Annotated in this window: 14 protein-coding genes, 1 tRNA gene and 1 pseudogene; 9 read left to right on the top strand and 7 right to left on the bottom strand. The window is 43.8% G+C overall.

What is annotated here, in order from left to right:
• Window positions 1–7 precede the first annotated feature (7 nt).
• From AC2VE5_RS06570 to AC2VE5_RS06560, 3 genes are read right to left on the bottom strand one after another with little or no spacing between them, the layout of a single operon-like run.
• Complete coding sequence (locus tag AC2VE5_RS06570; RefSeq protein WP_486886967.1) at window positions 8–217, bottom strand: winged helix-turn-helix domain-containing protein; 210 nt, start codon at window positions 215–217, stop codon at window positions 8–10.
• On the bottom strand, window positions 189–4400 hold the full coding sequence (locus AC2VE5_RS06565) for a CheR family methyltransferase (RefSeq protein ID WP_486886966.1): 4212 nt from the start codon (window positions 4398–4400) through the stop codon (window positions 189–191). The genes AC2VE5_RS06570 and AC2VE5_RS06565 overlap by 29 nt, the downstream gene beginning before the upstream one ends.
• A gap of 15 nt (window positions 4401–4415) precedes the next feature.
• Window positions 4416–4697 (bottom strand): helix-turn-helix domain-containing protein, encoded by a 282-nt coding sequence (locus AC2VE5_RS06560; protein ID WP_486886965.1) that lies wholly within the window; start codon window positions 4695–4697, stop codon window positions 4416–4418.
• A 162-nt stretch (window positions 4698–4859) separates the two neighbouring features.
• On the opposite strand from AC2VE5_RS06560, the pseudogene AC2VE5_RS06555 reads away from it, so the two are divergent.
• The 7 genes and pseudogenes from AC2VE5_RS06555 to AC2VE5_RS06525 all read left to right on the top strand — a co-directional run.
• Window positions 4860–4973 (top strand): annotated as a pseudogene (locus tag AC2VE5_RS06555) (IS5/IS1182 family transposase); the annotation flags it as partial.
• Window positions 4974–5109: 136 nt separating this feature from the next.
• The gene (locus tag AC2VE5_RS06550; protein ID WP_486886964.1) at window positions 5110–6690 is read left to right on the top strand and encodes a type I restriction-modification system subunit M; all 1581 of its coding nucleotides are present in this window, start codon (window positions 5110–5112) and stop codon (window positions 6688–6690) included.
• Window positions 6691–6727: 37 nt separating this feature from the next.
• Window positions 6728–6994 carry a type II toxin-antitoxin system ParD family antitoxin gene (locus tag AC2VE5_RS06545; protein WP_486886963.1) on the top strand — a complete coding sequence of 89 codons (267 nt, stop codon included), beginning with the start codon at window positions 6728–6730 and terminating at the stop codon, window positions 6992–6994.
• Window positions 6991–7293, top strand: coding sequence for a type II toxin-antitoxin system RelE/ParE family toxin (locus tag AC2VE5_RS06540; protein ID WP_486886962.1), 303 nt, complete (start codon window positions 6991–6993; stop codon window positions 7291–7293). Before AC2VE5_RS06545 ends, AC2VE5_RS06540 begins: the two co-directional genes overlap by 4 nt.
• A gap of 143 nt (window positions 7294–7436) precedes the next feature.
• Entirely contained in the window at window positions 7437–7676 is a 240-nt protein-coding gene (locus AC2VE5_RS06535) for a hypothetical protein (RefSeq protein ID WP_486886961.1), read from the top strand.
• Window positions 7677–7836: 160 nt separating this feature from the next.
• Window positions 7837–8856, top strand: coding sequence for a PDDEXK nuclease domain-containing protein (locus AC2VE5_RS06530; RefSeq protein ID WP_486886960.1), 1020 nt, complete (start codon window positions 7837–7839; stop codon window positions 8854–8856).
• Window positions 8857–8973: 117 nt separating this feature from the next.
• The gene (locus tag AC2VE5_RS06525; protein WP_486886959.1) at window positions 8974–10194 is read left to right on the top strand and encodes a restriction endonuclease subunit S; all 1221 of its coding nucleotides are present in this window, start codon (window positions 8974–8976) and stop codon (window positions 10192–10194) included.
• Between the two features lie 68 nt (window positions 10195–10262).
• On the opposite strand, the gene AC2VE5_RS06520 is transcribed toward AC2VE5_RS06525, so the two are convergent.
• Window positions 10263–10391, bottom strand: coding sequence for a hypothetical protein (locus AC2VE5_RS06520; protein WP_486886958.1), 129 nt, complete (start codon window positions 10389–10391; stop codon window positions 10263–10265).
• Here AC2VE5_RS06520 and AC2VE5_RS06515 point away from each other — a divergent pair.
• Together AC2VE5_RS06515 and AC2VE5_RS06510 are read left to right on the top strand one after the other, a co-directional pair.
• Entirely contained in the window at window positions 10390–12471 is a 2082-nt protein-coding gene (locus AC2VE5_RS06515; RefSeq protein ID WP_486886957.1) for a type I restriction endonuclease subunit R, read from the top strand. The two genes, AC2VE5_RS06520 and AC2VE5_RS06515, sit on opposite strands and share 2 nt — an antisense overlap.
• The gene (locus AC2VE5_RS06510) at window positions 12432–13943 is read left to right on the top strand and encodes a type I restriction enzyme endonuclease domain-containing protein (RefSeq protein WP_486886956.1); all 1512 of its coding nucleotides are present in this window, start codon (window positions 12432–12434) and stop codon (window positions 13941–13943) included. Before AC2VE5_RS06515 ends, AC2VE5_RS06510 begins: the two co-directional genes overlap by 40 nt.
• 79 nt (window positions 13944–14022) lie before the next feature.
• On the opposite strand, the gene AC2VE5_RS06505 is transcribed toward AC2VE5_RS06510, so the two are convergent.
• The 3 genes from AC2VE5_RS06505 to AC2VE5_RS06495 all read right to left on the bottom strand — a co-directional run bounded on the left by AC2VE5_RS06505 (window position 14023) and on the right by AC2VE5_RS06495 (window position 16375).
• The gene (locus tag AC2VE5_RS06505; protein WP_486886955.1) at window positions 14023–15186 is read right to left on the bottom strand and encodes an Arm DNA-binding domain-containing protein; all 1164 of its coding nucleotides are present in this window, start codon (window positions 15184–15186) and stop codon (window positions 14023–14025) included.
• A 174-nt stretch (window positions 15187–15360) separates the two neighbouring features.
• Window positions 15361–15433, bottom strand: a tRNA-Phe gene (locus tag AC2VE5_RS06500).
• A 78-nt stretch (window positions 15434–15511) separates the two neighbouring features.
• The gene (locus AC2VE5_RS06495) at window positions 15512–16375 is read right to left on the bottom strand and encodes a metal ABC transporter permease (RefSeq protein WP_486886954.1); all 864 of its coding nucleotides are present in this window, start codon (window positions 16373–16375) and stop codon (window positions 15512–15514) included.
• Between the last annotated feature and the right edge of the window lie 3 nt (window positions 16376–16378).

Raw genomic sequence — 16378 nt, 5'->3', positions numbered from 1 at the left:
GGATTATTTAAGCATACGCTGGTTGAACAAAGCATGGAAAAAAGTAGCCTATTCCACGTACGGTAATAATAAACTCTGGGTTTTTGGGGTCTTTTTCCAGAGTGGAGCGCAGGCGGGAAATATGAACATCAACAATCCGCGTATTAATTCTCGGCTCTAGATTATAACCCCAAACTTTTTTTATAATCTCATAGCGCTTCTTGAGCCAGGTTCGCAATCGTCCAGCCTAGTTGAACGGGTTCGACGGGTTTTGCCACGTGCCTTTGAAACCCCGACTCGATCGCCCGTTGTCGTTCTGCCTCACTGGCGTAGGCAGTCAGCGCGATCGCGGGAATTTGACCTCCGGCTTCAGCACTGAGCGATCGCACTTGTTGAATCAGGAAGTAGCCATTTTCTTTGGGCATACCGATATCAGAAACTAGGACATCATATCGGGTAGGGGTAATGCTGAGAGCGGCGATCGCGTCTTTAGCCGTTGTCACGGTCTGCACTTGAGCGCCGTAATCTTCTAGTACAAACTTCAATAGTTCAAGCGTATCGATTTCATCATCGACTACTAGAATCTGTAAGCCTGTAAGAGTTGGATTGGTCTGCGAGGCGTTTAAGGACGGTTCTAAAGTCGTTTCCACCGATAAGGTCGAGGTTTGGGGCGGGGAGTGTAAGGGCAACCACATAGTCAGCGTCGCTCCTTGTCCTTTGCCGGGACTTGCCGCTTGCACCGTGCCACCATGCAGTTCGACGAGATGCCGCACGATCGCCAAGCCCAATCCTAGTCCTTGACTAGCTTTGGTGTTGCTAGAATCGCCTTGACGGAACCGCTCGAAAATATGTGGCACCAAGTCGGCTGAAAAGCCTTGCCCGGTGTCGCTGACTTTAATTTGAGCCTGGCTGTCAACAATCAACATCGTGATTTCAACTCGTCCACCCGTAGGCGTAAACTTGATGGCGTTTGATAGCAGATTCCATAGAACTTGCTGCAAGCGCTCAGCATCCCCAATAATGATTATCGAATTTAACGTTGCCACAACCTGAATATTTTTCGCGGCTGCGGATAATTGAATAGTATCGAGGGCAGCTTGTACAACTAAACGTAAGTCGATTGGACGGCTGACAAGCTTTAGCTTGCCGTTCGTAATCCGCGAGACATCCAGAATATCCTCAATTAGTTGATTTTGTGCCTTGGCACTCCGCTCGATCACGGCTAAGGCACGATTTACTGCCGCTTCATCGAGGGTGCGGGTACGCAGCAGTTGCGCCCATCCCAGCATCGTACTCAGGGGGTTACGGAGTTCATGGGAGAGGTTTGAAAGAAACTCATCTTTGGCTCGATTGGCAGCTTCTGCCTGTTGACGGGCAGTTTGCTCCTGCTCTAATAGTCCCGACTTCTCCTTTTCAAACTGCTTGCGCTCGGTAATGTCTTCGATCAACAGCAAAATCATGTCAGTATTGTCTTCGTGTTGCAGCTTGCAAGCATTGAGCAGCATTGTTTTTTGCCCAATCTGCTCGAAATCATGCTCCACCTCAAAATTCTCAACTTGACGAGCATCGCTGAGAATATCTGCCAAAATTGATCGCAGTTGAGGAATATTCCATTGCCCATTGCCTAACTCAAACAGGAAAGCTTGCCTGGTTTCAACCTTAGAAACCTGAAATATCTCGTAGAACGATTTATTAGCGGTATGCACCCGTAAATCGGCATCAAGCACGACAAGCGGGATTTGCACAGTCTCGACGATCATTTCCGCATAGTTGCGGGCCGCCTCTAGAGTGGCAGCATAGCGTTTGAGCGCGTCAATATCTACAAACACCAGCGTCACGCCGTCTATTTGGTTTTCGGTCGTACGATAGGGACGAATGCGGAGGCTGAACCAGTGACCCGCTTGCGTTTGAATCTCTTGTTCTTGCGTGTTGAGCGTCTCCAGAACATCCAAAATCATCGGTTCTAGCAGATGGGAGTCAAAATTGGCGTTGAGGTCGCTGAACGGTCGTCCGATATCGGTGGGAATGAGATTGAAGAGTCGCTGGGCGGTTGGTGTAAAGCGGCGAATATTTAACTCATTAGTCAGCATAACGATGGGGACACTAATGCTGGCAAGAAAATTGTTGAGATCGCTATTATCTCGGTTTTGTTGCAGATTGCGGCTGCGAAGTTCGTCATTGGTGGTTGAGAGTTCTTCATTTGTGGCTTGAAGCTCTTCTTTAGCAGTTTGGAGTTCTTCATTGGTGCTTTGCAACTCCTCGTTGCTCGATATGACTTCTTCGTTTGCCACCTGCAGGTTTTGGTTGAGATGGTTTTGGTCTTGAATCATTGCTTGGAGATGCGCTTGAGTCGAGAGTTCTCTTTGGTTGGCAGCGACCAGCGCCTGACGGAGATTCCCAATCTCACGCTCTAAGTCTACGGATTCTAGGCTTTCTGTCGTCGCCGGGCTGAAGGCAGGGGCTGGCGCTGAAACTGTCTCCAGAAGCACCAAAAAATAGATTGCATTCGTCATCGCTGGACAGAATGGTCTCACTTCCAGATTGAGCAGGAGCAATCGCTCGCCTGCTTCAAGTTGAATTTGTTCTTGTCGCACTGGAACATTTTTTGCTTGTGCCTGATAAATCGCCGTGCGAAGCGCGATCGCTAACCCTTCTCGTGCCATCAGCAGCAAGTTTAAATTCGTAGTTCCAGGGGGCAGTTTCAAGTAGGGATCGAGGTCTCCTCGCATTTGTAAAATGTGCATTTGGTCATCGACCACAACACACACAGGGGCGTAACGGTTTGAGATTAGTTGGTCAACTTCTTGCGCTAAATCGCGGGGAATAACAAGGCTTGTAGGGACTTGCTGCGGACTATTGACACCGGAGACTGACAGAGAACTTGTCGTAAACGAAAATAAGGGACGAGTCAAAGTCAATTTTCTAGCATAGATTTTGCAGGCTTCATCCATGGAGGTAAACAAGTCTGAGGAGGTTTTGATGCTTTCGGAAGTACCCAGCAGTAAAAAGCCAGTTTCGTTGAGACTGTAATGAAACAGAGACATAAGACGTTCCTGCAACGGATCTGATAAATAAATCAGCACGTTGCGGCAGCTAATCAAGTCGAGATTCGAGAACGGCGGGTCGCCGCCCAAATTGTGTCGCGCAAACACACATAGTTCGCGGACGGCACTGCTAATTTGATAGCCACCGCTTGCTAGGGGAACAAAGAAACGACTTTGGCGCTCAAGGGAAACGGTTTCCATCTGGCTTTCTAAGTAGAAGCCTGCCCTGGCTCTGCTGATTGCCCCTTCGCTAATGTCGGTGGCAAAAATCTGAATCGGCGGGACGGTCGCTCGGTCGTCGAAAAATTCTAATAAGCAGATAGCGATCGAGTAGACTTCTTCACCCGTTGAACAGCCAGCAACCCAAATCCGAATTGGCGCATTCCCTGATTTACTTTGGCTAATCGTGGGAAAAACCTGCGCCTTTAGCTGCTCAAAGGCTTTGGGATCACGAAAGAAACTGGTGACGTGGATCAGAATTTCTTCATACAACGCTTGAATTTCCTCTGAATGCTCTTGCAAATATTGAGCGTATTCTTCCACGCTCTCCAGCTTATACAACAGCATCCGTCGCTGTAGGCGACGATTTAACGTCGTCGGTTTGTAGTGGGTAAAGTCAATGCCACTCGTTGTTCGCAAGAGCGCAAAAATGGTAGTCAAAGCATCGCCCGGTTCGGGCGACAACTTTTTGACGCTCGCAAGCGGCTTTGAGTAAAACAAAAAGGGACTGCGACTGAGGTTTGTTAGTTCGGTAGCAATGGCTTGAGGCGGCAAAATAAAATCCACATTTCCAGTAGCAACGGCAGTATTGGGCATACTGTCAAATTTGGCTGTACTTTCGCATTGAGCAAAGGTCACGCCGCCAACCACCTTGATAGCTTTCAACCCTCCTGAGCCGTCGCCATCCGCCCCCGACAGCACGACGGCGATCGCTTTGTTGCCGCGATCGGCGGCTAACGACTCAAAGAAGATATCTCCTGGCAGATATTTACCGTAGATTTTCTGACGGGGAGCTAGATTGAGCAGTCCACCTACTAAAGTCATTTGGGTATCGGGCGGAATGACATAGATCTCGTTTGGCTCGACCATCATTAGGTTTTGTGCCTGACACACAGGCATGGCAGTCACTTTGCCCAAAATATCGGACAGCAGGCTTTTGTAGTCGGGGGATAGATGCTGAATCAGCACAAATGCCATGCCCGTATCCGTCGGCAAGTGGCGGATGAGTTCCGTAAATGCTTCTAGCCCCCCGGCGGAAGCGGCGATCCCTACTACCGGAAAAGGAGCATCGGTTTTGCCTAGCGGATTGAGCGCTGGGCTAACTTCATCGGCGATTACTTCGGATGTATCTTGTGGCGAAGGCGAGTCAGAGGTCATGGATTCATTGTTAATTTAATACTTTTGCGGAAAATACTGCTTTAGTAAGTGATGAGCGCTCTCTTGCTCCGCCCCAATTTCAGACTGGCTCATCTCAATTAGCAACCTTCGCAGTTGTCGTAGCGCTAAAGGCATCGGTTTAGTCCGATAATTCTCCCAGCGATTGACCGTTACCACCGTCACCCCCAATTTGGCAGCAAACTGTTCTTGCGTCAGCCCATACAACTCTCGCAGAGGCAGAATTAGGGCATTCATATTAATGGGATGGGGTTTGGCGTTGCTAATTGCTAAGGACATCAATCAATTCCACGTAGATTAACAAGTGATAGGTCATTTGATTCAATCTTCATTAAATCCCATAAAAACTGTGAAGTAAGTCTGCCCTTTGGCAGACTTACTTCATAGAGTTCTATATCTTTAGCTCTATTGCGGGTGGTTACTGAACGCATTAATCGATGACTGAAGATTTTTCGCATTTTAGTCGAACCCTACGATAACTGCCGTAAACGTTTTGGATTAAGGTTTAATTTGATTGCAGCGATCCTTAACTACGAACTGACATCTGCCTCCTGATTCACGCAAGAGGTCTAATAAAGGCGATCGCATTTCCAGTTTGCGCCAAGACTGCTGTACTATGCCTATCTATGCCCAAAAATACCTTTGCGGGTGAGCATGGATATAAATAGATAAATATAGATAAAAGTTTCGGATGGCAGCAAATTATTCCGCGATCGAGAAGCGACTTTGGGAAGCCGCAGACTCACTACGGGCGAACTCTAAACTGAAATCCTCGGAATACTCGGTTCCTGTATTGGGGCTGATTTTTCTATGTTACGCGGATTTTAAGTTTACTCAGGCAGAGAAGGCATTAGCTCAAGCTCAGGATTCGCGGCGGCGGCGTAGCGTGGGCAAGCTGGATTATCAAGCGCGGGGCGTGTTGTACTTACCAGCACAGGCTAGGTTTTCTTATTTATTGAATCTGCCGGAAGGATCGGATATTGGCACGGCGATCAACGAAGCGATGAAAGCGATCGGGCAAGAGAACCCAGAACTAGATGGGGTATTACCTAGAAACTACAGCCGCTTTGATGACGATTTACTGGTGTCGCTGCTGAAGAGGCTTAATTTTACTCAAGATTTAGAGCAACTGGAAGGGGATGTTTTCGGTAAGATTTATGAGTATTTTTTGGGTGAGTTTGCCAAAACTGAAGGACAAAAAGGCGGCGAATTTTTTACTCCTATTTCTTTAGTTAAATTAATTGTGGAGATTATCGAGCCATTTTACGGGCGAATTTTCGATCCTGCCTGCGGTTCGGGCGGAATGTTTGTCCAGAGTGCTGCTTTGGTGGAAAGGCGAAAGCAGGCAAACCCAAATAGTGAAATTAGTATTTACGGGCAGGAACGAGTAGCTGAAACAATCCGCCTGTGCAAAATGAACTTAGCAGTGCATGGGTTGTCAGGTTTGGGTAGCGTTCGGGAAGGTAACAGCTATTACGAAGATATCCACCAATGCTTGGGTAAATTTGACTTTGTAATGGCAAATCCGCCTTTTAATGTAAATGCGGTAGATAAGGAAAAGATACAAGGCGATCCGCGATTTGAGGAATTGGGGTTGCCTAGGGCTGATAATGCTAATTACATCTGGATTCACCTGTTTTATAGTGCCTTGAATCAAACCGGAAGGGCTGGGTTTGTCATGGCAAATTCTGCTAGTGATGCTAGGGGTTCGGAACTGGAGATTCGCCGCAAGCTAATTCAAGTGGGAGCGGTGGATGTGATGGTGTCTATTGGCTCTAACTTTTTCTACACGGTAACGCTGCCCTGTACGTTGTGGTTTCTGGACAAGGGCAAAAAGAGCATAGCCCGAAAAGATAAAGTGCTGTTTGTTGATGCACGGCATATTTACCGCCAAATCGATCGCGCTCATCGAGATTTTACTGACGAACAGATGGAGTTTTTGGCAAATATTGTGCGGCTGTATCGTGGAGAACAGCCAGTAGTTACAAATGGCAGCGATGAAATGCTGAAACAAAACTTTCCCCACGCAAGTTATCAAGATGTGGCGGGATTGTGTAAAGTCGCAACTTTAGCGGAGATTGAGACGCAGGGTTGGAGTTTGAATCCTGGGCGCTATGTGGGAGTGGCAGAAAAGAAAGCTGAAGATTTTGTTTTTGCGGAGCGATTGGAAGAATTGAATGAGGAATTGGAAGTTCTTAATGTGGAAGCGCGAGAATTAGAGGAACAAATTGCTGCTAATGTGGCGAAGTTGTTGGAAGAAACATTAGGCTGAATTCAAATGAAAAATGAAGGCATTAGAGGTCAAAGCAATGAATGTTAACTTGAAGCCAGAACACGAGCAGTTTATTCAAACTCAAATAGCCAAAGGTAAATATACAAATGCAGATGAAGTTATTGGTCAGGCATTTAAACTTTTAGAAGAATGGGAACAGGGTTATGAGCAATGGCTCGAAGTAACTCGCAAAAAAGTAGCAGTTGGGCTAGATCAAATTGAGCGGGGAGAAGTGATTGATGGTGATGTTGTCATCGCACGGCTACAGGAAAAGCTGCGTAAAGCTCGTGAGGCTAAGGAATGACACAGTATGTAATATCTCAGGAGGCAAGCCAAGATTTAGATGAAATCATTGATTATTTTGCCAGTCGAAATATCGAAGCAGGAGAACGATTTGTTAGAGAGTTTAACAAGAAGTGCAAAAATTTGGTAAGTTTTCCCAATCTGGGGCGAAGTTATGGCGAAATTGATTTTTCACTAAGGGGGCTTCCTTTAGATAGTTATATTATTTTTTATCGAGCTTTAGAAGATAGAATCGTAATTGTTCGAGTAGTCAACGGTTATCGAGATATCGGGGCGCTATTTTTAGAACCAGATGAATAAAGCGATCGCATTTAGGAAAAAATTTACTATTAACTAAGCGATCGCCTCAATAATTAATATCTGCGTTTGCTCGTCAAAAGTTTGAGAGAATAACAAAAATTTAGCTCTATCAGATTAAAAACTAAATTTAGAAATAATTAGCTATGAATGCTTACAAAAAATACATCACGATTGAAGATCCAAATCATGTTGTTTTGTCCGATTTACCATTTAAGCCAGGGCAGCGAGTAGAGGTGATTATTTTGGCAGAGAACAGTGATAGAGCAGCTTTAGCGCAAAAATTACGTCAGCTATTCAAAGAAACACAAGCGCTACACGCAGACAATCCGATCCGTGGGGAAGAAATTGCAGCAGAAATAGAGGCTTATCGTAGGGGAGCATGAGAGTTGTTGTTGATACACGCGCTTGAAGAGTATAAAAACGTTTATTGCTACATTTCTTCCATGGGGTTTGTTTCGCAGGAGAGGGAGTAGAGGAGGCACAAGCGATCGCACAGTTTAAGTCAATTACACAAACAGTAATGCTGCTAAGGGTTTCAAGTTAATGAGTTCTATTTCTCCGGGCAATTATGGCGAACTTCTGGTAGAAGTCAAGCAGCGCATTCGTTCTGCTCAATACGAGGCACTAAAAGCAGTTAATAAAGAATTGATTGCTCTGTATTGGGATATTGGGGAAGCGATCGCAATTCGTCAGCAAGGCGAAACTTGGGGGATGTCAGTAGTGGAACAATTGGCGAAAGACTTGCAAGCAGAGTTTGCGGGTATCAGTGGTTTCTCGGCTCGTAATATTTGGAGAATGCGAAATTTTTATTTGACTTATAGCCAAAAGGAGAAACTGACACCAATGGTGGCAGAAATTGGCTGGAGTCATAATTTGGTAATTATGGAGAAGTGTAAGGATGATTTGGAGCGCGAATTTTATCTTCGCATGACTCGCAAGTTTGGCTGGACAAAAAATGTTTTGATTCACCAAATCGAAAATCAAACTTATGAAAAAACTTTACTGAATCAGACTAATTTTGAGCAGATTCTACCAGAGGAAGTCCGCAACCAGGCGAAGTTGGCAGTTAAGGATGAGTACACTTTTGATTTTCTGGAATTAGCAGATGAACATAGCGAACGCCAGTTAGAGCAAGCAATTCTGGCTCGTGTTGAACCTTTTCTGCAAGAAATGGGTGGAATGTTTACTTTTGTAGGCAGTCAGTATCGATTAAAAGTTGGAGACGAGGAATACTTTATTGATTTATTGCTGTATCATCGCAGTTTGAAATGTTTGGTAGCAATTGAATTGAAAATAGGAAAGTTTTTGCCTGAGTATATGGGCAAGATGCAGTTTTATTTAGCTGTGTTAGATGACCAAGTACGGCTGAAAGATGAAAACTATTCTTTGGGAATTATTCTTTGTAAGTCTAAGAATAAAACTATTGTTGAATATGCGCTGAAGGAGTCTAATAAACCGATTGGTGTTGCTACTTATCGGATGGTTTCAACGTTGCCTCAAGAATTGAAAGATCGGCTGCCTACACAAGAGCAAGTAGCAAAATTGTTGGAAGGTATGGAGTAAATAAGAAGGATAATTATGAGGAGCAAATGAAGAAGTTTGAGACATTCAATAGTGAAGCGATCGCTTTGTCAAAAAGAATTACTGAAAATGTGGTGACTTTATTAGAAGATTTGAGCTATGAATATCACCAATAGTGAAACTTACTGGGCAGAAAAACAAATTGGCGATCACTGCCTTGTTGGAGATGGCGCACACGCATCAATTAAAAGACAACCAACAGGCAAGATGTATTTAACTTCAAAAAACTTTAAGAATGGAGGTTTAGATTTATCTAAGGTTGATTACATATCAGAGGTAGATTACAACAAATACTTTAGAGAAAATTCAAAGGCTTTATCAAAGCCTCAAGTAAATGATGTTGTCTTTAGCATCATTGGAACTATAGGTGAACCTTATTTAGTTAAGATTCAAGATAATTTTGGATTATCTAGTAGTGTTTCAATATTACGATCTGATAAATCAGTTATCTTCCCTGAATATCTTTATTACTGGATTCAAGGTCACATTTTCCAGAATGCCCTGTATGGAATCAAAGGTGGAGTAGCACAAAGCTATGTAAGCCTTGAGATGATCAGAAATCTACCTTTGTACTATCCAAGGTTGCCCACTCAGCGCAAAATTGTTGCTATTCTCTCAAACTACGATCGCCTAATCGAAAACAACACGCGGCGGATTGAGATATTGGAGGAGATGGCGCGATCGCTTTACGATGAGTGGTTTGTTAAATTCCGCTTCCCTGGACATGAACAAACTAAAATGGTTGATTCAGAATTAGGGCTAATTCCTGAAGGTTGGGAAGTTGGCAGATTAGATGATGTATTGATTCTGCAAAGAGGGTTCGATTTACCTACAAAACAGCGACGAGAAGGGAATGTTCCAATTTACGCATCTACTGGAGTTGCTGGTACTCATAATGAAGCCAAAGTCAAAGCTCCAGGTGTAGTGACAGGACGAAGTGGATCTCTTGGAACGGTGATTTATGTTGATGAAGACTTCTGGGCATTAAATACGACACTTTGGGTTAAAGAATTTCGCCGGGTTACACCGCTTTATGCGTTCTACTTATTGAGTGATTTAGGATTAGAGCAATTTAATTCTGGCGCAGCAGTTCCAACTCTTAATAGAAATGATGTGCATCGTTTGCAAGTAGTTATTCCGTCTCATCTAATGCTTGAGCAGTTCAATTACTTTGTTAATCCGTTATTTGCAATTAAGAAGAATTTAAAAGCAAGAAATGTTAACCTTCGCCGCACCCGTGACTTACTATTACCCAAACTCATTTCAGGCGAAATAGATGTAGAAAACCTAGATATTGAAACTGAGGTAGCAGCAGTATGAGACATCCCCAACTATCAGAGATCCTGCAAAATTTACGCCTCTATTCTGCCTAATTGTACAGCGATCGCTTATGCAGCATGGCGTTCTGGATAAGCCCCATAAGTTGAATGGACAGCAAAAGCGATCGCATGGTGATTTTTGGCTGTATTCGGGAAACCTAAAAGTAGGATCTGACTACAAATAATTAATACCCCCATGAGCCAACCCCATCCCGATTCCGAAGCCGCCCTAGAAAATGCTGTGATCGCTCTTTTTGGCACCTTGGGATGGGAAACCATAAATTGTTATCAAGAAGTATGCGGGACAAATAGCACTCTAGGAAGGCAAACCAGAAGTGAGGTAGTTTTAGTTCCCCGCCTGCGATCTGCCCTAGAAAAGTTGAATCCTAGCTTACCCCAGATGGCTATTGAGCTTGCCATTGACGAACTAACGCGCGATCGCAGTACCTTAAGCTTGGCAAACGCCAATCGAGAAATTTATCAACTGCTAAAAAGTGGAGTCAAGGTTAGCTTCAAAACCGATGACGATGAAGATTTAGAGGCAACTATCAAAGTTATCGACTGGAACACCCCAAATAATAACGATTTTCTGTTGGCTTCCCAATTCTCAATTACCGGAGAAATTTACACTAGACGTGCAGATTTAATCGGTTTTATCAACGGTTTACCCTTAGTTTTTATCGAACTCAAAGCACACCACCAAAGGCTAGAGCTTGCCTACAAAAAGAACCTAACCGACTACAAAAGCAGTATTCCTCAACTATTTTGGTACAACGCCTTTATTATTTTGTCCAATGGTAGAAAGAGCCGGATTAGCAGCCTAACCGCTCAGTGGGAGCATTTCTCCGAATGGAAAAAGATTAATAGCGAAGGCGAGGAGGGGATTATCTCTCTCGATACGATGATTCGGGGAACTTGCGATCGCGATCGTTTATTAGACATTACCGAAAACTTCATTTTCTTCTACGAAGCCAAAGGCAAATCGATTAAAGTAGTAGCAAAAAATCACCAGTTTTTGGGGGTAAATAGCGCCGTCACTGCCGTTAGCCAAATTCGCCAAAACAAAGGCAAACTAGGGGTCTTTTGGCATACTCAAGGCAGTGGTAAAAGCTACTCAATGGTGTTTTTCTCCCAAAAAGTTCTCCGCAAACTGCTGGGAAATTGGACATTTTTGATTATTACCGACCGCGAAGACCTAGACGATCAAATCTACAAAAATTTTGCCTACGCTGGAGCCGTCACCGAACCAGAAAAGAACGTCAAAGCAGATAGTGCAGAACATCTCAAGCAACTATTACAAGAAGACCATCGCCACATCTTCACTCTAATTCAGAAATTCCGTACCGAAAAAGGCAATATCTATCCAAAATTAAGCGATCGCTCAGACATTATTGTCATTGCCGATGAAGCCCATCGATCGCAGTATGACACCTTCGCTCTCAACCTCAGAAATGCTCTACCCAATGCTGGCTTTATTGGCTTTACAGGTACGCCGCTAATGAGCGGAGAAGAAAAGACAAGAGCAGAATTTGGCGACTACATCAGCATCTACAACTTTAGGCAATCCATAGAAGATGGGGCAACTGTACCGCTTTACTACGAAAACCGCATCCCCGAACTGCAACTAACTAACGAAGACCTCAACGAAGAAGTTTATCAAATCGTCGAGAAAGCCATCCTAGACGAAGACCAAGAAAACAAACTCCAGCGAGAATTTAGCCGCGAACATCATTTAATTACTAGAGGCGATCGCCTAGAAAAAGTTGCAGAAGACATTGTAAATCACTTTCTAGCTAGAGGCTACCAGGGTAAAGCAATGGTTGTTGCTATTGATCGCTTTACCGCCCTCAAAATGTATAACAAAGTCCAGCACTACTGGCAGCAGTATCTAGAAAACCTCAAAGTCCAATTGTCCAACAGCAGCGAATCGGATAAGCAGCCACTAACCGCCCAAATTGCCTATATGGAATCAACAGATATGGCGGCGGTTATTTCTTCCTCTCAAAACGAAGCCGAGGACTTTAAGCAAAAAGGGCTAGACATCATGCCCCATCGCCACCGGATGATGAATGAGTCACCAGGACTTGATGAAAAATTTAGAGATGAAAATCACCCCCTACGGATTGTATTTGTCTGTGCGATGTGGATGACGGGGTTTGATGTGCCTAGTTGCTCCACTATTTATTTAGACAAGCCGATGCAGAACCACACCCTAATGCAGACTATAGCTAGGGCAAAATGTATAACAAAGTCCAGCACTACTGGCAGCAGTATCTAGAAAACCTCAAAGTCCAATTGTCCAACAGCAGCGAATCGGATAAGCAGCCACTAACCGCCCAAATTGCCTATATGGAATCAACAGATATGGCGGCGGTTATTTCTTCCTCTCAAAACGAAGCCGAGGACTTTAAGCAAAAAGGGCTAGACATCATGCCCCATCGCCACCGGATGATGAATGAGTCACCAGGACTTGATGAAAAATTTAGAGATGAAAATCACCCCCTACGGATTGTATTTGTCTGTGCGATGTGGATGACGGGGTTTGATGTGCCTAGTTGCTCCACTATTTATTTAGACAAGCCGATGCAGAACCACACCCTAATGCAGACTATAGCTAGGGCAAACCGAGTATTTAAAGACAAAGTAAACGGGCTAATAGTGGACTACATCGGCGTATTTCGCAACCTCCAAAAAGCTCTGGCGATTTATGGATCTGCGGCTGGTGGAGGCATCCAGGAAGGAGATACACCAGTTAAAGCTAAAACTGCCTTAGTCGAACAACTCAGGGACGCGAGCGCCGAAGCCACAGACTTTTGTACTGCTAAAGGAATTGACTTACCCAAACTCCTATCAACTCAGGATGCCTTTGCGCGGACTAAGCTATGGGCAGATGCCGTAGAAGCAATTTTACTCAACGATGACTCAAAACGGACTTATTTTTCTCTAGCCGGAAATATCACTCGACTCTACAAAGCTATTTTGCCCGATCCAAATGCCAACGAATTTACTGCCACCGAAGCGCTATTTAGCCGCTTAACCCAAGAAATTCGTGCAGAAATCCCCGATGTTGATATTTCCGAAGTCAAAGCACAAGTAGAGGAACTATTGGATACTTCAATCGTGGCAGGAGAATTTATTATTCCTGACTCACAAGGACAATACATCGACCTCAGCCAGCTTGATTTTGAAGCACTAAAAGCAAAATTTGCCACAGGCTACCAACGCACTGAAGCCGAAAAGCTTAAAGGTACTCTCAACCGCAAACTGCAAAGCATGGTAAGCCTAAACAAGAGTCGGACTAACTACTTAGAGAAGTTCCAACAGATGATCGAAAACTACAATAGCGGATCGCGCAATGTAGAATTATTCTTCAACGATCTACTTACGTTTGCCCAAGAGTTGGAAGTGGAAGATAAGCGCGCGATCACGGAAAACCTAAGCGAAGAAGAATTAGCTATTTTCGATCTCCTAACCAAACCAGAAGTTAACCTAACCAAACAAGAAGAAAAGGACGTTAAACAAGTTGCCAAAGAATTACTAGAGAACTTGAAACGAGAAAAATTAGTGCTGGACTGGCGCAAACGGCAACAGTCAAGGGCAGCAGTTCAACTAGCGATCGAGGAGGCATTAGACCAGTTGCCACAATCTTACTCTGCCGAAATCTACGAGCAAAAGTGCGATCGCGTTTATCAGCACATATATGATTCCTACCAAGATCGAGGCAAGAATATATACACTGTTGCAGCTTGATAGTTTATATTTTTCTTTTTTATGGGCGATCGCCTCCGATCAACTTAGAGCGATCGTTACCTCTCTAACCGTTAATCATTTATGACAAATTGGGTGGTCTAAGGTTAGTAAAGTTGGTAGCACCGTAGTGGTTGTCAATCATTTTGGCTGATGTTCCCGTCCATCTACCAATGGCAGTGCTGTTAATATGTGCTTCTACACATAAGCTAATGAAGGTATGGCGTGTCTGATAACTCTTACGGTAGGGAGTAGCGCATTTAGTTAAAACTGATTTCCAGGCACGGTTGGCAAAGTTATGATGGTCAATAAATTTTCCCTTTGGACTGGGAAATACTAACGATTCAGGATTGACTATCTCTGGTCGAATCTCATCTAAGATCGACTGTAATTCCGAAGTAATAGGAAAATCCCGTTTTCTTTGTGTTTTTAAGCCTTCTTTGAGAACTAACCCGTCTTCTGAAACTACAACAGTTTCTCGAAACTGAACGACGTTATTAGTAATATGCTTCCACTTTAAACCAATTGCCTCCGAGGGTCTACAACCCGTAAAGAAAAGGAAGCGGACATAGTTAGTGTAATAACAATAATGGCGATCGCCTTCAAAGGTCTGGATAATTAAGTTTCGCTCTTCCTTAGTGAACGGGTTAACATCCTGTTTTTCAGATAGACCCTTTGGGAGTTTAATTTTCATTAAAACAAAAGGATTCGTCGCGATCGTCCCTTCTTCCATTGCCCAATTACAGCAAGCCTTAATTTGGGTAAGACAACGTTTGGCTGCATCAGGGGTCAAAGTTGATAATAAGTAATCTCTAATGGCAGAGGCATCATCTAGCGAGCGAGTCGGCAACGCCGCAATATGATTCCGATGCTTGATAAAGTCCTTAGCGTAGGTACTGGGACTTACTTGAGGCTTCTTAAACTCACTGTACTTATCCCAAAGCTCATCGAGCTTTGGTTGCAACTTCTGATTTGGTGTAATTGGTGTAATTGGTGTAACTGTACTCAGAACGCTTCTAGGATTATATTTCTCCAGAGTTGGATCGAACCGTTCAAATAGAATATCTTTCTCAATCTCCGCAGCCCTAAATTCTGCAAGCTTTCTGTTAGCGAGTGTATCAGCTAAACCAGTAGAGATATAGTGGCGCTTGCCACCATAGTTAAACCGTAACTGCAACCGACTATTGGAACTAAGAACTGAGACAGATCCCTTAGATGCTTTGCCTGTAGAGGTTTTTGAGTACATAGAGCTTTTGGTGTAAAGACTCCTCTATTCTAGATCTTTTACACCATCTTTACACCAATTACTTACCCAAACGTACCCAAAAAGCACCAATAATAGTACTGATTTACTATAGAGCAAGCTTTTCAAGAGGGGCTGAAAACCCTTGAAGTAGCTGAATTGCTTGGTTTTACTTAATGCCAGGACGCAGATTTGAACTGCGGACACGAGGATTTTCAGTCCTCTGCTCTACCAACTGAGCTATCCCGGCGCACGGCAACTTGCGTTTTGAGTGCTTTATTAAGCTAACAAAAATAGATTGTTTTGGCAAGCATATACTCAAAAAAACTTAGGCTGTCTTGATTATCAACTTAGCAACGCCAAAAATAGCCAAAAATAGCACAAATTGCACCAAAACAATACTAGGACCAGAAGCAAAGTTAAATAAACCGGATACTATCATCCCAGCAATACTACTTATTGCCCCAAGAAATACAGATAAAATCAAAAATCGCGTAAAGTGGTGGCTGAGAAGCTTGGCACTAGAGGCTGGAATGACCAAAAAAGCATTGACTAGCAGCACTCCTACAGCTTTAATTGCTACCGCTACAGCTAAAGATAGCAGCACTACAAACAAGTAACGATACAACTGGACGGGAATACCTTGAACTTGCGCCACCGCAGGATTGAGAGTTAATAATATTTGCTGTCTAAGAGTAGATAGCAAAAAAACCGCCGCGCCTACAAGCACGATCGCAGTCAAAATTAAATCTGTAGTATTAATGGCAAGAATATCGCCAAATAGTACCGCCATCAAATTACCACGATAGCCTTTAATTAAGCTAGTTAGGATTACACCGACAGCTAAAGCACCAGATAAAACAATACTCAGTACGTTGTCACTGGCTAAATCGGTTTGGTCAATTAGATAAAGCACAACTAAGCCAAATACTAAAGTAAAGGGCAAAAGCATTAAAGTTGGTTCTATATGCAGCAATACACCTATTGCTACCCCTATCAAAGCCGCATGACCAACTGCATGGCTAAAAAACGATAGCTGACGCAAGGTAACAAAACTCCCTAGCAAGCCGCCTAATAGTCCCATTAATACCCCACCAGCGATCGCCCTTTGCATAAAAGGAAACTGTAATAGAGTTAGTAAATTTTGAGTGTTAGTTACAGCTAAATAGAAGTCAGAGTTAAACATCAGCATAAA

The organism is Aliterella sp. E5.1 (assembly GCF_057473825.1).
This window is presented reverse-complemented; position numbering and strand designations above follow the sequence as displayed.